The sequence below is a fragment of the Catellatospora coxensis genome (assembly GCF_016862635.1).
GTDB lineage: Bacteria > Actinomycetota > Actinomycetes > Mycobacteriales > Micromonosporaceae > Catellatospora > Catellatospora coxensis.
Map to the genome: position 1 here is coordinate 1 of NZ_BONI01000125.1, position 18,069 is coordinate 18,069.

17 protein-coding genes are annotated in these 18,069 nt (G+C 73.7%); 10 read left to right on the forward strand and 7 right to left on the reverse strand.

Translation table 11 applies throughout. The annotated features are described in order from the left end of the window. A partial coding sequence (locus tag Cco03nite_RS39730) for a HAMP domain-containing protein (protein WP_203699212.1) occupies positions 1 to 1,096 on the reverse strand: 1,096 nt, incomplete at its 3' end. A gap of 125 nt (positions 1,097 to 1,221) precedes the next feature. On the opposite strand from Cco03nite_RS39730, the gene Cco03nite_RS43040 reads away from it, so the two are divergent. From Cco03nite_RS43040 to Cco03nite_RS39745, 3 genes are all read left to right on the forward strand, one after another. Beyond that, a complete protein-coding gene (locus Cco03nite_RS43040; protein WP_275412114.1) occupies positions 1,222 to 2,823 on the forward strand; it encodes a PP2C family protein-serine/threonine phosphatase in 1,602 nt (533 codons plus the stop codon). Between the two features lie 144 nt (positions 2,824 to 2,967). After that, entirely contained in the window at positions 2,968 to 3,921 is a 954-nt protein-coding gene (locus Cco03nite_RS39740) for an anti-sigma factor RsbA family regulatory protein (RefSeq protein ID WP_203699213.1), read from the forward strand. Between the two features lie 179 nt (positions 3,922 to 4,100). Then, positions 4,101 to 5,684 carry an HAD-IIIA family hydrolase gene (locus Cco03nite_RS39745; RefSeq protein WP_239168036.1) on the forward strand — a complete coding sequence of 528 codons (1,584 nt, stop codon included), beginning with the start codon at positions 4,101 to 4,103 and terminating at the stop codon, positions 5,682 to 5,684. Between the two features lie 10 nt (positions 5,685 to 5,694). On the opposite strand, the gene Cco03nite_RS39750 is transcribed toward Cco03nite_RS39745, so the two are convergent. Genes Cco03nite_RS39750 through Cco03nite_RS39760 form a run of 3 tightly spaced genes read right to left on the reverse strand, consistent with a single transcriptional unit; the run spans position 5,695 to position 6,774 of the window. Next, positions 5,695 to 5,937 (reverse strand): hypothetical protein, encoded by a 243-nt coding sequence (locus Cco03nite_RS39750; protein ID WP_203699214.1) that lies wholly within the window; start codon positions 5,935 to 5,937, stop codon positions 5,695 to 5,697. A 56-nt stretch (positions 5,938 to 5,993) separates the two neighbouring features. Further along, positions 5,994 to 6,392 (reverse strand): hypothetical protein, encoded by a 399-nt coding sequence (locus tag Cco03nite_RS39755; RefSeq protein ID WP_203699215.1) that lies wholly within the window; start codon positions 6,390 to 6,392, stop codon positions 5,994 to 5,996. Between the two features lie 52 nt (positions 6,393 to 6,444). After that, a complete protein-coding gene (locus Cco03nite_RS39760; RefSeq protein WP_203699216.1) occupies positions 6,445 to 6,774 on the reverse strand; it encodes a DUF2795 domain-containing protein in 330 nt (109 codons plus the stop codon). Between the two features lie 137 nt (positions 6,775 to 6,911). Here Cco03nite_RS39760 and Cco03nite_RS39765 point away from each other — a divergent pair, with 137 nt between their 5' ends. After that, positions 6,912 to 7,136: a hypothetical protein gene (locus Cco03nite_RS39765; protein ID WP_203699217.1), complete on the forward strand. Its 225-nt coding sequence runs from the start codon at positions 6,912 to 6,914 to the stop codon at positions 7,134 to 7,136. 16 nt (positions 7,137 to 7,152) lie between these two features. Here Cco03nite_RS39765 and Cco03nite_RS39770 read toward each other — a convergent pair whose 3' ends face one another. Then, positions 7,153 to 7,479 (reverse strand): plasmid stabilization protein, encoded by a 327-nt coding sequence (locus Cco03nite_RS39770; RefSeq protein WP_203699218.1) that lies wholly within the window; start codon positions 7,477 to 7,479, stop codon positions 7,153 to 7,155. Between the two features lie 134 nt (positions 7,480 to 7,613). Here Cco03nite_RS39770 and Cco03nite_RS42720 point away from each other — a divergent pair, with 134 nt between their 5' ends. The 4 genes from Cco03nite_RS42720 to Cco03nite_RS39790 all read left to right on the forward strand — a co-directional run bounded on the left by Cco03nite_RS42720 (position 7,614) and on the right by Cco03nite_RS39790 (position 14,527). After that, a complete protein-coding gene (locus Cco03nite_RS42720) occupies positions 7,614 to 9,467 on the forward strand; it encodes an NlpC/P60 family protein (RefSeq protein WP_239168037.1) in 1,854 nt (617 codons plus the stop codon). A gap of 8 nt (positions 9,468 to 9,475) precedes the next feature. Next, entirely contained in the window at positions 9,476 to 11,401 is a 1,926-nt protein-coding gene (locus tag Cco03nite_RS39780) for a GH25 family lysozyme (RefSeq protein ID WP_203699219.1), read from the forward strand. Positions 11,402 to 11,648: 247 nt separating this feature from the next. Next, complete coding sequence (locus Cco03nite_RS39785; protein ID WP_203699220.1) at positions 11,649 to 12,923, forward strand: arginine deiminase; 1,275 nt, start codon at positions 11,649 to 11,651, stop codon at positions 12,921 to 12,923. Positions 12,924 to 12,973: 50 nt separating this feature from the next. Continuing rightward, positions 12,974 to 14,527 carry an alpha/beta hydrolase gene (locus tag Cco03nite_RS39790; RefSeq protein WP_203699221.1) on the forward strand — a complete coding sequence of 518 codons (1,554 nt, stop codon included), beginning with the start codon at positions 12,974 to 12,976 and terminating at the stop codon, positions 14,525 to 14,527. Between the two features lie 82 nt (positions 14,528 to 14,609). Here the strand turns inward: Cco03nite_RS39790 and Cco03nite_RS39795 are convergent, their stop codons facing one another. Further along, entirely contained in the window at positions 14,610 to 14,996 is a 387-nt protein-coding gene (locus Cco03nite_RS39795) for a DnaJ family domain-containing protein (protein ID WP_203699222.1), read from the reverse strand. Positions 14,997 to 15,254: 258 nt separating this feature from the next. Between Cco03nite_RS39795 and thrS the strand changes: the two genes are divergently transcribed. Then, positions 15,255 to 16,490 carry a threonine--tRNA ligase gene (thrS, locus tag Cco03nite_RS39800; RefSeq protein ID WP_203699223.1) on the forward strand — a complete coding sequence of 412 codons (1,236 nt, stop codon included), beginning with the start codon at positions 15,255 to 15,257 and terminating at the stop codon, positions 16,488 to 16,490. Positions 16,491 to 16,496: 6 nt separating this feature from the next. On the opposite strand, the gene Cco03nite_RS39805 is transcribed toward thrS, so the two are convergent. Beyond that, positions 16,497 to 16,979, reverse strand: a complete 483-nt coding sequence (locus Cco03nite_RS39805; RefSeq protein WP_239168038.1) for an ArsR/SmtB family transcription factor — start codon at positions 16,977 to 16,979, stop codon at positions 16,497 to 16,499. A 142-nt stretch (positions 16,980 to 17,121) separates the two neighbouring features. Between Cco03nite_RS39805 and Cco03nite_RS39810 the strand changes: the two genes are divergently transcribed. Then, positions 17,122 to 17,955, forward strand: coding sequence for a hypothetical protein (locus tag Cco03nite_RS39810; protein WP_203699224.1), 834 nt, complete (start codon positions 17,122 to 17,124; stop codon positions 17,953 to 17,955). Positions 17,956 to 18,069: the final 114 nt, after the last annotated feature.

Genomic DNA, 18,069 nt, shown 5'->3' on the forward strand with positions numbered 1-18,069 from the left:
CGACACGCGTCACCTCGTCGGCGAACGACGACAGCTGATCCACCATCGTGTTGACGACGTCCTTGAGCTCCAGGATCTCGCCCTGCGCCGCCACCGCGATCTTCTGCGACAGGTCGCCCCGGGCCACCGCGGTGGCGACCTGCGCGATGTTGCGGACCTGCGCCGTCAGGTTCGACGCCATGTAGTTCACGGCGTCGGTGAGGTCCTTCCACGTGCCGGCCACGTTCGGCACCTCGGCCTGGCCGCCGAGCTTGCCCTCCGTGCCGACCTCACGCGCCACCCGCGTCACCTGCTCAGCGAACACCCGCAGCGTGTCCGTCAGCGAGTTGATCGTGTCGGCGAGGTCGGCCACCTCGCCCTGCGCCGAGATCGCGATCTTCTGCGACAGGTCGCCCTGCGCGATCGCCGTGGTCACCTGCGAGATCGACCGCACCTGCGCGGTCAGGTTCGACGCCATGAAGTTCACGTTGTCGGTCAGGTCGCGCCAGGTGCCCGACACACCCCGCACGTCGGCCTGGCCGCCCAGCTTGCCCTCCGTGCCGACCTCACGCGCCACCCGCGTCACCTCGTCGGCGAACGACGACAGCTGATCGACCATCCGGTTCACGGTCCGGCCGATGGTGAGGAACTCGCCCCGCAGCGGCCGCCCGTCGATGTCGAGCGTCATGTGCTGGCTCAGGTCACCCTCGGCCACGGCCACGATCACACGCGCGATCTCGGCGGTCGGCCGGCCCAGGTCGTCCATCAGGCTGTTGACCGCGCGTACGCCGTCAGCCCACGCCCCCTCGTACGCCTCCTCGTCCAGGCGCTCGGTGACCCGGCCCTCCCGGCCGACGACCCGCGAGATGCGCAGGAACTCGCGGTTGCGCTGCTCCTGCATCATCACGACCTCGTTGAAGGCGTCCGCGACCTCGCCGACGATCCCGGAGCCCCGCGACAGCCGCACCTTGAAGTCACCGTTGCGCACCGCCCGCAGCGCCGCCGCGACCTCGTGCCACCGCGCGTCGTCATCCACCCGCGCACGCTGTGCGGTCGTCCGATTCGCCGTCACCAGGACCCACTCCCCTCGATGGCCGACTCTCGCCTCATGGCGCATCGCCGCGCCACACCGTCGCGGCGCACGCTTCATCATCGTCCGTACCGCCCCCGGATGCGAGCCAGCGGCACGCGGCAGCGGCCCCCGCGCTGGAAACCCGACGCAGAACGGCGGACACTACAAGGGTGCCGAACCGCGCTCCGGACCAGGAGCACTCCCCCCACCCCGCCGCAGCGCCCCTGAAAGCCGTCGATGCCCTGCTCGGCGTGGCCACCACCGCCGACGAGACGGGCACCGCCCACGGCTTCGCCGGCGACCTGCTGCGCACCCTCGCCGAGCACACCGCCGCCACCGGCAGCGCCGTCTGGCTCGACCGCGGCGACGGCACCGGCCCCCAGCTGCTGGCCGCCCAGGGCAAACGCCTGCCCCCGGCCTCGGCCGCCCGCCGCATCACCGTGCCGGTGAGCCTGCCCTGGTCGGCCGAGCTGCGCCTGGACGCACCCGACACCCCACAGGCACAGACCCTCACCCAGCTGGCCGTACAGCGGCTCGGCATGACCCTGGAACACCAGCGCCTGCGCGACAGCGACCGCCGCCGGCAGACCTCCCTGGCCTTCCTCGCCGAGGTCAGCGAACTGCTCGCCCAGTCCCTCGACCTCACCCTCACCCTGGCGCTGATCCCCCGCCTCGTCGTGCCCCGCCTCGGCACCTGGTGCACCCTGCACCGCGCCACCCCCGGCCGCCGCCTCGAACCCGCCGCCGCCGCCCACGCCGACGAAGCCATGAGCGCCTGGCTCGACGCCGTCAGCGACGACCTCACCCGCTCGCTGCTCGCCCCACCGGTCGCCGACGCGCTGCTGGCCGGCAAGAACGTCCCCCTGCCGACCTCCCTGTCCGGAATCGCCGTGCCGCTGTTCGCCCGCGGCGAATGGCTCGGCGTGCTCAGCATCGGCCGCGACACCGACTCCCCCCGCGACCCCGACGAGATCCCCGTCGCCGAGGAGGTCGCCCGGCGCTGCGCGCTGGCCATGGACAACGCCCGCATCCACGAGGAACGCCAGACCGTCTCGCACACCCTGCAGCAGGCGCTGCTGCCGGCGAAACTGCCGACCATCCAGGGCCTGGGCATCGGCGCCGAGTACGTGCCCGCGGGCCGCGGCGTCGAGGTCGGCGGCGACCTGTACGACATCATGGCCATGCCCGACGGCCGCTGGCTGGTGATGGTCGGCGACGTGTCCGGCAAGGGCGTGCACGCCGCCGCCGTCACCGGGCTCATCCGCGAGGTCATCCGGGTCCTGGTCAAGGACGGCCGGCCGCTGCAGTCCGTGCTCGCCACCCTCAACGAGACCCTCAGCGAGCGCTCCGAGCGCTACTGCACGCTGGCCCTGGCCGCGTTCGACACCCGCGGCGGCGGCTCCGACGTCGAGGTCTCGCTGCACCTGGCCGGCCACGACCGGCCGCTGGTGCTGCACGCCGACGGCCGCGTCTCCTCGGCCGGCCGCTGGGGCACCGCGCTCGGCCTGGTCTCCCCGGTGACCTGCCCGCCGGCCCGGCTCGTGCTGAAACCCGGCGAGACCCTGGTGTTCTTCACCGACGGCGTCACCGAACGCCGCAACGGCCACGAGTTCTTCGGCACCCAGCGGCTCGCGCAGCGGCTCACCTACCTGGCCGGCCATCCCGCCGACGTCATCGCCGCCCGGCTGCGCACCGCGGCGGTGGACTTCTCGGTCGACCCGCCCCGCGACGACATGGCCATCATGGCGGTACGCAACGACGCGGAGCGCTGAGACGGCACCGTTCGCGCAGGTGCACGCAGCACGCACGGGCGACCTGGTGGCGGCCTCCGGCATCGCGGTCGCGGCGGAATAGCATTAATCTCCGGCTTGGTGGAGCAAGGCGACGAGTCCGGCACGGGCTCGGGAAGGACCACGGTGGACGCAACGGCGCTCGCAGGGCACCCCGACGCGGTCAGCCGTCACGACGCCCTGCAGTACCACGACGACGACCAGCTGCTCGACGCGGTCGTGCCCTACCTGCGCGAGGGCGTGTCCGCCGAGGACAGCGTGGTGCTGATCTGCCGCCCCGACAACGCCGCCCGGCTGCGCGCCGCGCTCGGCGAGCACCAGGTCACCGAACTGCGCCGCGAGGACGTGTACGGCGGCACCGTGGCGGCCCTGACCGCCTACCGCGAACTCGCCGAACGCCAGCGGCAGCGCGGCACCGGCCGCATCCGCGTGGTCACCGAGATCGACTTCGGGCCCCGGCCCAGCGGGCAGTGGGAGTGGGCGCGGTTCGACGCGGCGCTCGGGCAGGCGCTGGCCGACTACCCGGTCTGGAACCTGTGCCTGTACGACCGCCGCCGGGTCCCGCCGGAGATCCTGCGCGCCGGCGAGAGCAGCCACTCCCACCTGCTCGCCGGCGGCGGCCGGGTGCCCAGCGCGGGCTACCTCGACGCGGCGACCCTGCTCGGCGACGCCAGCATGCGCTGGCGCGACCCGCTGGAGGACGGCCCGGCCCGGCTGGACGTCGACGCCCCCCGCGACCTGGCCGCGCTGCGGGCCGCCGTGGAGCAGGTGCTGCTCGGCGACGGCGTGTCCGCGTACGCGGTGCAGGGGTTCGTGCTGGCGGTCAGCGAGGTCGCCACCAACGCGATCCTGCACGGCGCGCCCCCGGTGCGGGTGCGGCTGTGGTCCGACGGCAAGCGGGCGCTGTGCTCGGTGTCCGACGGCGGGCACTGCTTCAGCGCGTACAGCGGCTACGTGCCGACGGACCGGGCGGTCGGCTCGGGTGGCATGGGCCTGTGGCTGGCCCGCCAGATGAGCGACGACCTGACCGTCGACGCGACACCCGACGGCTGCACGGTCCGCCTCGGCCTCAACGCCTGACCGCCGCCCACGGCCCTGCCGCCCCCTGGCAGCACGTGCGCGACGGCGGTCACCACCGCTAGATCATCCTAGGCTGCTAGACCAGGGTCTCCCTGCCGGGAAAAGGATGGTTACGGCATACATGATGGAAACCACGCTGCTGGATGTTTCGGGCAAGCAGGACAGGGTAAGGCCGCGGGGTGCGCAGAGCTGAGATCGACGGCGGCTTCACCGGAATGTTCGACGCGGTCCTGTTCGACCGCGACAACACCCTGATCCGCGAGGTGCCCCGGATCAGCGACCCCGACCTGGTCGTGCCGATGCCCGGCGTACGCGCCGCGCTGGACCTGCTACGCGAGTCCGGCCTGCGGATCGGCGTCGTGTCGCACCAGTCCGCCGTCGGCTTCGGGTTCGTCACCCGGGCTCAGGCCGAGGCGGTCGACGCCCGCATCGAGCAGCTGCTGGGCCCGTTCGACACCTGGCAGACCTGCTGGCACACCCCCGCCGACGGGTGCGCCTGCCGCAAGCCGGCCCCCGGCCTGATCACCGCCGCGGCCCGCGACCTCGGGATCAGCCCGCACCGCTGCGTCATGGTCGGCGACCTCGGCACCGACCTGCAGGCCGCCGCCGCGGCCGGGGCGACCGGCCTGCTGGTGCCGACCGGGCAGACCTGCGTCGCCGAAGCCGCCGCGGCCCCGCACCGCGCGCCGAGCCTGCTCGCCGCCGCCGAGTGGATCCTCGCCCGGCGGCAGCTGCTGCGCCCCGGCCCGGCCGGAGCCGACGAGCCCGGCAACGTGCTCGCGGTGCGCGCCGGCTCGGCCGGAGACGTGCTGCTCACCGGCCCCGCGCTGCGGGCGCTGGCCGCGCGGGCGCACTCGGTGTCCCTGCTCACCGGGCCGCCCGGCGCCCCCGCGGGACGGCTGCTGCCCGGCGTGACCCGGGTCCTGGAGTGGGGCATCCCGTGGGCCGAACGCGACCCGGCTCCGGTCGACCGGTCGGCCGTCGACGGCCTCATCGACACGGTGCGCTGCTGGCAGATCGACGAGGCCGTCATCTTCACCTCCTCGGCCCAGTCGCCGCTGCCCACCGCGCTGCTGCTGCGGCTGGCCGGGGTCGGCCGGATCAGCGCGATCTGCGACGACTATCCGGGCGCGCTGCTCGACGTACGCCACCGGGCGCCGGACGACCTGCCCGAGGCGCACCGGGCGCTGTCGCTGGCCGCCGCGGCCGGTTATCCGCTGCCCGGCGGCGACGACGGCCGGCTGCGTACCGTGCTGCCGGCGAGCGGGACCCGCACCGGCCGGGTCGTCGTGCATCCCGGCGCGAGCGCCTCGGCCCGCGGGCTGCCGCGCAAGGTCGCCGTCGAGATCGTGCGGGAGCTGGCCCGCTCCGGGCGGGAGGTGCTGGTCACCGGAGGGCCCGCCGAGACCGAGCTGACCGCGGAGGTGGCCGGTGACGTGGCGGGCGACCTGGGCGGGCAGACCGACCTGGCCACGCTGGGCCGGCTGCTGGCAGGCTCGGCGTGCCTGGTCGTGGGCAACACGGGACCGGCGCAACTGGCCGCGGCGGTCGGCACGCCGGTGGTGAGCATGTTCGCGCCGACGGTGCCGTTCGCCCGGTGGGGCCCGCACGGCGTCCCACACGTGCGGCTGGGCGATCCCGACGCGCCGTGCCGCGACACCCGCGCGCTCACCTGCGCCCAGCCCGGCCATCCCTGCCTGGGCGAGATCGACCCCGCCGAGGTCGTCGCGGCCGTGGAACTGCTGGCCCGGCGCAGTCCGTGAGCGGCGCGTCTCACTCCTCCGGGTCGACCAGCGCCCGGAACCGGTAGATCCAGGCCGGTTCCCCGGCGGGATTGGCCTCGCGCACGTACACGGCCTCCCACGGGTCGTCCCCGGCCCAGCGGTCACGGCCCGGCTCCAGCCCGACCGGCAACCAGATCGAGTACGTCTCCGGCGGATCGACGGCCGAGTCCACCTCGATCTCCCGGGTCACCTCGGCGGCGCCGTGCACGAACTTCGCGGCGATCCTGTCCACCCGAACCGACTCCCTTCGATCAGCGTCCGCCCGCGGGCCCCGCGGGCCGGGCCGGCTCACACCTCGGCGGCGAGGTGGTCGGCCGGCACGTTCAGAGTCACCACACCGTCGCGCACACCGGCGATCTGGGCGGCGCCGGCGTAGTGCGCACGCCGCAGCGGCATCCGACTCTTGATCTTCACGTATCCCTCGCGCAGCAGCAGCTCGGCGAGTTCCTGCTCGACGTCCGGCTCCGGGCCGGCCGCCTCGCGCACGATCCGCCCGAACAGGCTCACCGATTCGCTCATCCGCTGGCCGTCCGAGGTGATCGCGGCCCCGTCACCGATCTTGACGTCCTGCACGGTGCCCAGCCCGGCCCCGGTGCTGTCGACGACGTGCATACCCTCGCGCACCGCGCCGATCGGCCCGGGATCGTCGATCCCGGGCACCAGCCCCGTGCCGTCCTGCTCGGCCATGTCATGACCTCACCACGCCGGACCGCCTCCGCGCGGGCGTTCGCGGGTTGTCTCAGAAGCGGACCTCGACCTCCAGATCGAGGGCCTGCCACAGCTCCCGGGCGTTCGCGAAGCTGCGTCCCGGCTCCAGCGTGCCCAGCTCGTCGAGCACCGCGTCGGGGGCGTCGCCGCGGCGCGCGACCTCGACCAGCTGCTCGGCGGTGGCGGGGAAGGTCGCCAGCGACACGTGCCGGCCGATGTCGGCGCGCAGCTCGCGGCGGTCGGGATCGCGCTCGTCGTCGCCCACGACGCCGTCGCGGCCCGGCGTGTCCCAGGACCGCGCGTCGAGGTCGTCCTCGACCGGGTCGACGGCTTGCCTGCTGCCATACGGTGTGTGCGTCATACCGCCCCGATTCCCGCAGGCCGGGGAACTGAAACGTCTTCACCCGATTTGTCCCGACGGATAAGCCTCGCGAGGGTTCGACGAGGCGGACACTGGGTAGGACTGCCGCCGGATCGTTCACGGGAGGAGGCGGGGCGATGACCGAGCAAACGTCCGGCGAGATGCTGGAGACGCTGCTGGACACGCTGTTCATCGGGGAGGAGCGGCTCAGCGTCGCCGAGCTGCGCCGCCGCGCCATGGCCGAGGACATGCCCTCGGACGTGCACCTGTCCATCGACACCCTGCCCGAGGGCGAGTACGCCCAGGACGAGGTGCTCGACGCGCTGCACACGCACGCCGTGATCACCCCGCCCTCGTCCTGAGCCGCCGGCCCGACCCTCAGCGGTCGACGGCGCGCTGCAGCTCGGCCTTGGTCATGGTCGAGCGACCCTTGACGTTCTTCTTCTTGGCCTCCTCGTAGAGCTGGTCGCGGGTGCGGCCGCCCTCGCCCCGGTGCGAGCGCAGCCCGCCGCGCCGGCCGGAGGAGATGTCCTTCTTCGACAGCGCGCTGGCCTGCTTGGCCTCACCGGCCCGGGCCCGCTCCTTGTTGACGGTGCGCGCGGCGATCTCCTCGGCGACGTCCTCGGACTTGCCGCGCTCCTCCGCGCTGGCCTTGATGTGCTTGTACTGGCGCTCCCGCTTGGCGCTCCAGGCTTGCTGCGGCATGGTCGCTCTCCTTTCACGCTGCTGTACGCATGCCCGCAGCTCTGCGGACCGAAACGTCGGGCACCGCTTGAAGATCGCTCCACGGCACGCCGGAGCAGGCGCAACGGCCGTCCGGCACCGCTCGTTGACACGGCATGCGGGATTGCGGATCATGCACGGAGCACGCGGGCGCCACGACCGACCGGTGCCTGCCGCAGGGTGCGGTCGCGCCGTCCGCCGCGGAACGCGAGGCACCGCCGGCCGGGGCGCGGCAACGGCGCACCTCACGCCAGCGCGGTCCACTGCACCGGGCCGCCGCCGGCCTGCTCGCGGCCGTCGCCGCCCTGACCCTGGCCGGACCCGCGGCGGCGATTCCCGACGGCGCCGACGACCCCGACATGCTGCGCCCGCAGGGCGTCGACGCGCAGGGCCTGCCGCTGCAGCCCGACGGCCTGGCCGGCCCGGCCCGCGGGCTCGGCCGCCCGATCACCCGCATGCAGATCCTCGCCCGCGCCGCGATCTGGGCCGACGCGCAGGTCGGCTACAGCCAGCTGAAGTTCCGCAAGGGGTGGCGCACCGACTGCTCCGGATACGTCTCGATGGCCTGGGAACTGGGCCGCAACCACTGGACCGGCGACCTGCACCAGGTCGGCGAGCGCGTCGACTTCGCCGACATGCGCCCCGGCGACATGCTGCTCTACCACAACAGGTCGCGGCCGCGGGACGGCTCGCACGTGGTGCTGTTCGAGCGCTGGGTCGGCGAGCCCGGCGGCGACTTCGTCATGTACGAGCAGACCCCGCCCTCGGTCAAGCACCGCACCTGGTCAGAGTCCGGCTACAACGAGAAGAGGTACCGCTCCTACCGCTACCGCAACGTCATCGAGAACGAGGCGGTCTGGTATCCGGTGGCCGGGGACTGGGACGGCGACGGCCGGGCCACCGCCGGGGCCGCCCGGCCGGAGGGCGAGACGTGGCGCTGGCGGCTGTCCGACGACCCGCGGGGCGCGACGACCGACGCCGACTTCCTCTACGGCGACGTGCGCAAACTGCCCATCGTCGGCGACTGGGACGGCGACGGCCGGTGGACCCCCGGCACCGTCGACCTGACCGGCGACCACCACGACTGGTACCTGTCCAACTCGCTGCGCGGCGGCGAGCCGGACGTACGCGTCGGCTACGGCGACGTCGAGAAGGCCCCGGTCGTCGGCGACTGGGACGGCAACGGCACGTACACGCCGGGCGTGGTCGACGCCGAGGGCGACGTGCGCGACTGGTATCTCGCCAACAGCCTGACCGGCGGCGACCACGACGTGCACGTCGGGTTCGGCGACGTGGACAAGCTGCCGGTGGTCGGCGACTGGAACGGTGACCGGGTCAGCACGCCCGGCGTCGTCGACACCGGCGGCGAGCACCGGAACTGGGAGTTCACCAACAGCCTCGACGACCCGGCGACCGACACCGAGGTGTCGTTCGGCGAGGTGGCGCAACTGCCGGTGACCGGCGACTGGGACGGCGACGGGTTCGTCACGCCGGGTGTCGCCGACCCCGGCGCGGGCCACGAGTGGCGGCTGTCCAACGCGCTGGCCGGCGGGATCGCCGACACCGTCTTCGCGTACGCGGGAGAGCCGGCGGCCCCGGGCGGCGCGGCCGGGCCGGCGCCCTCGCCGAGCGTGGTGCCCAGGCCCCGGCCCGACGTGAGCCCGTCCCCCGGCCTGCCGGGCGTCGGCCTGCCCGGCTCCTCGCCGCCCGGCGCCGTCCCGCCGGGCACCACTCCGCCCGCCTCGCCCCTGCCCGGCTCACTGCCGCCCGGCGCGATCGTGCCCGCGGGACCCGTGCCCGGCTCCGCTCCCGCGCCGACGGCGTCCGGCCCAAGTGCGACCCCGGCGGCCCCGGGCGGAGTCGCCGGGTCCGTGCCCGGCGCGTCGCCGGAGCCGTCGGCGAGCCCGGCGGCCGAACTCGCGCCGCCGCCCGGCGGGCCCCTGCTGGACCAGCCCACCGTTCTGCACTGAGGAGAGCCGTGAACCGTCACCGCACCGCCGCAGCCCGCCGCGCCGTCCTGGCCGCGGCCGGGCTGTTCCTGACGTTGACCGCGCTGCCGGCCGGGGCCGCGCCGCCCGGCGATCCGCTCGGACCCGACGGCAGACCGATCACCGACGGCTGGGCGGGCGCGGGCATGCCCGCGGAGCTGGCGGCTCCGCCCGCGGCGGCCCGGGTGCTGGCGGCCGCGCCGGGCGGCTACCCGGTGACCGGCATCGACGTGTCGCACCACCAGGGCACGATCAACTGGGACAAGGTCGCCGACAAGGGCGCGAAGTTCGTGTACGCCAAGGTGACCGAGGGCGTGCACTACGTCGACGCCTCGTTCAAGGACAACCACAGCGGCGCGCGCAAGAACGGCATCCTGTTCGGGGCATACCACTTCGCCCGGCCGGACAAGACCAACGGGCGCACCCAGGCCGACTTCTTCCTCGACCGGGCGCAGTACCGCAACGACGGGCGCTCGCTGCCGCCGATGCTGGACATCGAGTGGCCGTACAAGCTGGGCGGCAAGCTCGTCGCCCCCGGGCCGTGCTGGGGCAAGTCCAAGAGCGAGCTGGTCCGCTTCATCCGCGACTTCACCCAGCGGGTACGCGAGCGCACCGGCAGCGCCACGATGATCTACACGAATCCGAACTGGTGGAACCCGTGCACCGGGAAGAACGCCGACTTCGGCGACCACTACCTGTTCATCTCCAGCTACACCGACAAGGTGCGCGGGCTGCCCGCCGGCTGGGACCGGTGGACCCTGTGGCAGTACGCCAACCACGGCAAGCTCCCCGGCGACCAGAACGTCTTCAACGGCACCATGGCCGACCTCAACGCGCTGGCCGCCAACCCGGCCGGGCCGCTGCCCCGCCCCGTGGTCGGCGACTGGGACGGCAACGGCACCATGACGCCGGGCCTGGTCAGCGCCGAGGGCGACACCTGGCGCTGGCGGCTGTCCAACACCCTCGACGGCACCCCCGATCCCGCGCTGGACTTCACGTACGGCGACGCGGAGAAGGCCCCGATCGTCGGCGACTGGGACGGCAACGGCACATACACGCCGGGCACGGTCGACGCCGAGGGCAAGCGACGGGACTTCTACCTGGCCAACGGCTTCCGCAGCGGGCCCGCCGACATCCACACCGGCTTCGGCGACATCGAGGACATCCCGGTGGTCGGCGACTGGGACGGCAACGGCACGTTCACCCCGGGCGCGGTGGACAGCAGCGGCAAGCTGCACGAGTGGAAGCTCACCAACACGTTCGCCAAGCCGGTGACCGAGGTCGAGTTCGAGTACGGCGACGCGGCGAAGACGCCGATCGTCGGCGACTGGGACGGCAACCGCACCTTCACGCCCGGCACCGTCGACATGGACGGCGAGCGCCACGACTACTACCTGAGCAACGTGACCACAGGCGGGCCGACGCAGGTGCACGTCGGCTTCGGCGCGGTGTACACGGTGCCGCTGGTCGGCGACTGGAACGGCGACAAGGTCTTCACCCCGGGCGCGATCGACGCCTCCGGTGACGCCGGGCTGGTCTGGCAGCTGACCAACAGCCTGACCGGCGGCTCGGCGGTCGAGGTGACCTTCACGTACGGCGGGACCGCGGCAGTACCCGCCGCACCGGCCGCGAACCCGGCCCCGACCGCGACACCGCAGCCCGGCGCCTCGCCGAGCGTGTCACCGTCGCCGTCGGACGCGGCCGCGGCCGCCCGCCCGTCCGCGTCGCCCAGCCGCACCCCGTCGGCCGCGCCGAGCCCGTCGGCCGGCCGTACCCCGGCCGCCACACCGGCCGTGAGCCACGCGCCGAGCCTCGCCCCGGTCGCCGCGCCCAGCCCGTCGGTGAGCCGCCCGGCCGCGACGCCGAAGCCGACCGGGCACCACCCGGCCACCGCCCGCACCGGACCTCGGCCTTAGCCCTGGCCCTCGGCACTTCCTGATGGGAAGGGCACCTTCTACAGCGCAGAGCGTTGTGAAGGTGCCCTTCCTTCGTTCGGTCGGCCCGGGCGGGCCGGGCCGGGTTTCGCGAATCGGCGATCGGGCACGAAGGACGTGAAACGGACGTAGCATTCGGGACAGCGGCCAGGCGGCGTGACGGCTGCGGCAGGGCTGCTGGGGCGGGCTGCGGCAGGGCGGCAGGAGGGCTGCGGCGGAGGAGCGCGCGATGACCGGATTCGGAGTCCACTCGGAGGTCGGCAGGCTGCGCAAGGTGCTGGTGCACCGGCCCGACCTGGCGCTGCGCCGGCTCACCCCGTCCAACCGGGGCGAGCTGCTGTTCGACGACGTGCTGTGGGTGGAACGGGCGCAGCAGGAGCACGACCAGTTCGTCGCCGAGCTGCGGGCTCGCGACATCGAGGTGTTCCTGCTGCACGACCTGCTCACCGAGGCGCTGGCCTCGCCTGAGGCGCGGGAGTGGGTCATCGGGCACACCGTCAGCCCGTACACCGTCGGTCCGGCCATGGTGGACGCGGTGCGTGAGGCGCTGGCCGGCATGGACCCCAAGACCCTGGCCACGCACCTCACCGGCGGGGTGACCCGGGCCGAGCTGATGCGCTTCGCCGACGACGACCGGCTCGCCGCGCGCTCGCTGGCCGTGGCGACCACCGTCGGCTCGTCGTTCATCCTGCCGCCGCTGCCCAACCACCTGTTCACCCGCGACACCTCGTGCTGGATCTACGAGGGCGTCTCGCTGAACCCGATGTACTGGCCCTCGCGCCAGCTGGAGACCGTCAACCTGGGCACGGTGTACCGCTTCCACCCGATGTTCCGGCAGGAGAAGATCAATTTCTGGTTCCCGGACGCGGGCCGCGACGAGCACGACGAGTTCGACACGCAGTCCTTCGGGCGCTCCTCGATCGAGGGCGGCGACGTGATGCCGGTCGGCAACCGCACCGTCCTGATCGGGATCAGCGAGCGCACGACCCCGCAGATGGTGGAGATACTGGCGCAGCGGCTGTTCGCCCGCGGCGGGGCCGAGCGCATCATCGCGGTGCAGCTGGAACGCAAGCGCCAGTTCATGCACCTGGACGTCGTGTTCACCTTCATGGACCGGGACACCGTCACCGTCTACCCGAAGGTGATCGACGGGACCACGGCGTACAGCATCCGGCCCGGCGACAAGGCCGGCACGCTCGACGTCACCGCCGAGGACAGCTTCCTCGGCGCCGTCGCGCACGCCATCGGGCTGTCCCACGAGAAGGACCTGCGGGTCATCACGACCGGCGGCGACGAGGCCCAGCAGGAGCGCGAGCAGTGGGACTGCGCCAACAACGTGGTCGCGCTGTCGCCCGGCGTGGTCGTGGCGTACTCGAAGAACGTCTACAGCAACCGCAGGTACCGCGAGGCGGGCATCGAGGTCGTCGAGATCGACGGGTTCGAGATCGGCAAGGGGCGAGGCGGCGGCCACTGCATGACCTGCCCGCTGCTGCGCGACGCCTGACCGGTCCGAGCCGCCGCGCGCGGCCACGTCTTCGGCGAACGGGGATCACGATGGCCAGGGGTGGGTCCGCCCGGCTGCGCCTTCGCGCGGCGGCGGCCGTCGCGGCGGTCTGCCTGTCCGCCGCATGCGCCACGACGCAGCAGGTGGCGGCGCCGACGCCCGGCCCCGGACGCGCCCAGCCCGGCATCGCCTGGACCGCCTGCGAAGGGCTGGACAGGAGCTTCGAGTGCGCCAAGGTGCCGGTGCCGCTGGACTGGGCCGAGCCGGACGGGCAGCGCATCGAGCTGGCGGTGATCCGCCACCTGGCGAGCCGCCCGCAGCAGCGCATCGGCTCGATGTTCATGAACCCGGGCGGCCCCGGCCAGAGCGGCGTCGAGCTGGTCCGCGGCGGCGGCGCGGACTTCGACGCCTGGGGCGGCGGGCGCTTCGACGTCGTGGGCTGGGACCCGCGTGGCACCAACGGCAGCTCTCCCGTCAGGTGCTTCCCGAGCGAAGCCGACGAGGCCCGGTTCTGGCAGGGCGTGACGTTCCCGTCCACCCAGGCCGAGTCGGCGGCGTACCAGGTCAAGGCCACCGAGCTGGCCCGGCGGTGCGGCGAGGTCAGCGGCAGGCTGCTGTCGCACATCTCCACCGCCGACACCGCCCGCGACCTCGACGCGCTGCGCGAGCTGGTCGGCGACCGGCTGCTCACCTACACCGGCCTGTCGTACGGCTCGATGATCGGCCAGACCTACCTCAACCTGTTCCCGGGCCGGACCCGGGCGATGATGCTCGACGGCATCGTCGACGCGGTCGACTACACCACCAGCGCCGAGACGCGCACCGCCAACAACGTGTCCTCGGCCGACGAGGTCTTCGCGCAGTTCCTCAAGCTGTGCCAGCAGGCCGCGCCCGGCCGGTGCGCGCTGGCCGGGCACGGCGAGCCGGTCACCGAACGCGTCGAGACGCTGTTCGCCAGGGCCCGGCGCGCGCCGATCCCGGCCCCGCACGCGGACCCGCCCGGCACGCTCAGCTACGGCGACCTGCAGGCGGCCACGTTCACCCCGCTGCGGCTGCCGCTGACCTGGCCGCAGTTCGCGGCGGACCTCGACGCCGCCGCCGAGGGAGACGCGTCGGCGCTGCTCACCTCGGCGCGGCAGCTGCAGAGCCCGGCCGGTTTCAGCGGGGCGACCACGTCGGCGGCGATCAGCTGCGTGGACGGCCCGGCCCGGGTGCCGGTGGCGCGGTGGCCCGAGCAGATGGCCCGCTTCACCGACGCGGGCAGGCTGTGGGGCACCGTGCTCGGCTGGTGGCTGTGGGCGCCGTGCGCCGCGAACTGGCCCGCCGACCCCGCCGGCCGCTACGCCGGGCCGTGGAACGCCCCGACCGAGACGCCGGTCCTGCTGGTCGGCGCGCGGTACGACGCGGGCACCCCGTACCGCAACGCGCAGGCCGCGCAGCGCCGGCTCGGCGACGCCGTGCTGCTCACCCTGAACGGCTACGGCCACCCCAGCTACCAGGTCCCCAGCGCGTGCCTCGACAAGGCCCGCGTCCGCTACCTCGTCGACCTGGTCACGCCGCCGCCCGGCACCATCTGCGAACCCGACCGGCAACCCTTCGGCTGACCAGCCCCGACGCCCGGCAGCGGTTAGGAAGGGCACCTTCACATCGCTATGTGTTGTAGAAGGTGCCCTTCCTTTCCTCGGGTCAGCGGGTGCGGTGGGCGCGCCAGCGGCGGACGGTGTCGTCGGCGTCGACGAGGGCCAGGGCTATGGCGGGGCCGGCGAGCTCGCCGCGGTGGGCGCGGGCGATGCGGGTGTTGAGGTCGGCGACGTAGGCGCGGACGGCCTGCTCGGAGGTCTTCTTGGCGACGGCCTCGGGGAGGTCCTCGACGTCGCGGCGCAGCAGCAGGGTGGCCGGGATCGCGGCGGACAGGTTCTCGCGCTGGACCAGGTCGCGCAGCCACCAGTCGTCGGGCAGGGTCTCGCCCGCCCCGGGCAGCGGCTTGCCCGTGCCGGGCAGGTCGTCGAACTCGCCGCGCTCGGCCGCCTCGCGGATCTGCCGGTCGATGCTCGACTCGTACCAGTGCGCCATCGCCCACCTCCGGATGATCGACTCCTACCGGCGAATGTAGCTCGGTGACGGAAATCGCTTGCCCCCGGGCGGCGTGCGGGCGCTATCGTGCTCGTCATGCAGCAGCATTCCGTCAGCACGACGACGCCGGGACGTCCCGGCGCTCGTACGCGTTGACCTGCTGATCTTTCAGTCGACCGTCGGCCCCGGGGCACACGCCCCGGGCCGGCGCGGATCCGCCCCACGTGTGCCCCGGCCGTATGAATCCAGGAGCACACCGTGAAGGACCACCGCCGCCTCGGCCGCGACCTCGAGATCTACCACTCCGACCCGATGATCGGCGCGGGGCTGCCGCTGTGGCTGCCCGCCGGCGCCGCCGCCCGCCACGCCATCGAGGAGTACGTACGCGAGGAGGAGCGCCTCGCCGGATACCAGCACGTCTACTCACCCCCGCTCGCCAAACGCCAGATGTTCCACAGGTCGGGGCACCTGGCGAAGTTCGCCGACGACATGTTCCCGGCGATGTCCGACGACCCCGGCGCCGCCGCCGACGACCCCGAGGCGCTGATGCTGCGCCCGAGCCTGTGCCCGCACCACGCGATGGTGTTCGGCTCGCGCGGCCGCTCCTACCGCGAGCTGCCGGTACGCATCGCCGAGCTGGGCGGCATGTACCGCGCCGAGCGCTCCGGCGTCGTCGGCGGGCTGAGCCGGGTGCGGGCGATCTCGCTCAACGACGCGCACGTGTTCTGCTCCCTCGACCAGGTCGGCGCTGAGGTCGCGCTGGTGCTGGCGATGTGCAAGCGGATCCACCCGGCGCTGGGCTTCGCCGCCGACGGTTACCGGCTGTCGCTGCGCGGGGCGGGGGCGGCCTACCTCGGCTCAGACGCCGACTGGGCGCGGGCGGAGGCGCTGCTGCGTGACGCGCTGGTGCAGGCCGGGGTGCCGTTCGAGGAGGCGCCGGGTGAGGCCGCGTTCTACGGGCCGAAGATCGATATCCAGGTACGCGACCTGGCCGGGCGGGAGTCGACCCTGGCGACCGTGCAGGTGGACTTCGCGCAGCCGGAGCGCTTCGACCTGTCGTACACCGACCGCGACGGCAGCCCGGCCCGGCCGGTGATGGTGCACCGCAGCATCGTCGGCAGCATGGAGCGGCTGATGGCGCACCTGCTGGAGGTGCACCAGGGCGCGTTCCCGGCCTGGTACGCCCCCGTACAGCTGGCCGTCGCCCCGGTCGGCGAGGCCCAGGACGCGGCGGCACGGCAGTTCGCCGAGCAGGCGCTGCGCGCCGGGCTGCGGGCGTCGCTGAGCCTGGACGGGTCGCTGGGGCTGCGCATCCGGGAGGCGTCGCAGCGGCGGGTGCCATACCTGGCCGTCATCGGGTCCCGCGAGGCCGACGCGGGCGAGGTGTCGCTGCGGCTGCGCGACGGGCGGCAACTGCCGCCGATGCCGTACGCCGAGGCGCTCGCCCTGGTCGGCGGCGCGGTAGCGGCCCGCTCGGCGGAGCCGGCGCCGTAGGCGGCCTCAGCGGAGCATCGCCTCGACGAAGTCGGCCCCGAGGCGGGCGCAGGCGGCGAGGTTGAGCCGGTAGAGCACGTACCGGCCGCGGCGGCTCACCTCGACGAGGCCGGCCTTGCGCAGCACCGCCAGGTGCCGGGACACCTCCGGGTCGGTGAGCTGCCACGCGCGGGCCAGTTCCGTGGTGGTGTGATCGCCCCGAGACAGGTTACGGGCCAGCCGCTGGCGCACCGGGTGGGCGAGCGCCTCCAGCCGCCGCTGCACCAGGTCCAGCGGCACGGTCTCGGGCACGCCGGGTTCGGTGGCCGGATACTGCACCACCGGCCGCCAGCCCGGCGCGTACACCGCCACCAGGTGCGGGCGGCCGAACGCCGACGGGGAGTGGCGTACCTCGGGTTCTGGGGTGCCGGGGCGGTCCCTCGGCCGGGCGCTGTCGCGTTTCCAGCTGTCCACCGGCATCGGCATGGCGCTCGCCCCGGCGGTGCTCACTGGCTGCTCACCACCGGTCCCGGCGCCATGTGGACAGCGCTGGCCGAGACGACATTGCTGGCCGCGGGCTCGGTGGTAGCGACCTCGACACGCTCCGCACGGTTAGCAGGGTAGGAACCCCGCTTTCGAGGAGGAATCGCCCATGAGGTCGTCGCGCGTGCTCGGGTACGGGCTGGCAGTGTGGCTCGGCATGGTCGGCATCTCGCTGATCCTGCTGCCCGCCGAGGGCAAGCACGAGGCCCTGTACGAGTCGGTCAAGCTGACCACCATGGTCGCGCTGGTGCTCGGCCTCGCCATCCGTTACCTGCGCAGGCGTCCGATGGCCACCGGCTCCGAGGGCGTGCTCGTCGGCCTCGTCTGGGCCGCCGTCACCACGGCCGGCGACCTGGGCCTCTACCTGGGCGGCGCGTTCAACATCGGCCTCGACGTCTACTTCACCGACGTCGCCTCCTCGTACTCGGTGATGCCCGTGATCACCGGCCTGGCCATCGGCCTGCTCGCCCCGAAGCCCACCGGGATCCTGAGCGCCGACGCGTACGGTGCCGCGCTGGTCGGCGCCCAGCCCGCCGGGCCCTCCGACGCCGACGAGTTCGCCGCGATGATGGCCGCGGCCGCTCCGGCGGAACCGGCCGCCTCCCCTGCCGCGACCGCGTCCGAGACGCCCGCGGCGACCGAGACCCACCCGGTGACCGAAACCCACGCGGTGACCGAGACCCGCACCGTGGCGACGGCGGAGTCCGCTTCCGGGGCCGACGCGAGTTCCGGGACGCAGACCGGGTCCGAGCTCCATGCCGAGTCGGCGGCCCAGGCCGGGCCCGAGATCCACGCTGCGCCCGAGGCGGCTGCCGCTCCCGTGGTTCCGTCGCCTGCCGCGGCGAGCCACGCGGAGGCCACGCTCGTCGGCGCGGCGGTGTCCGCCCAGAACGTCACCGAGGACACCGACCGCCCCCTGTACATCCCGCGCGGGAATTGCTGACCCGCCCGCCGGGTTGCCGCCGTCGACAGCGGCTTCCGGTCCCCGGGCTCGCCGGCCGTTGATCGTTCGACTTGCCAGGCAACTGTGCGAAAGCCGCTTCAAGATACGCACGAC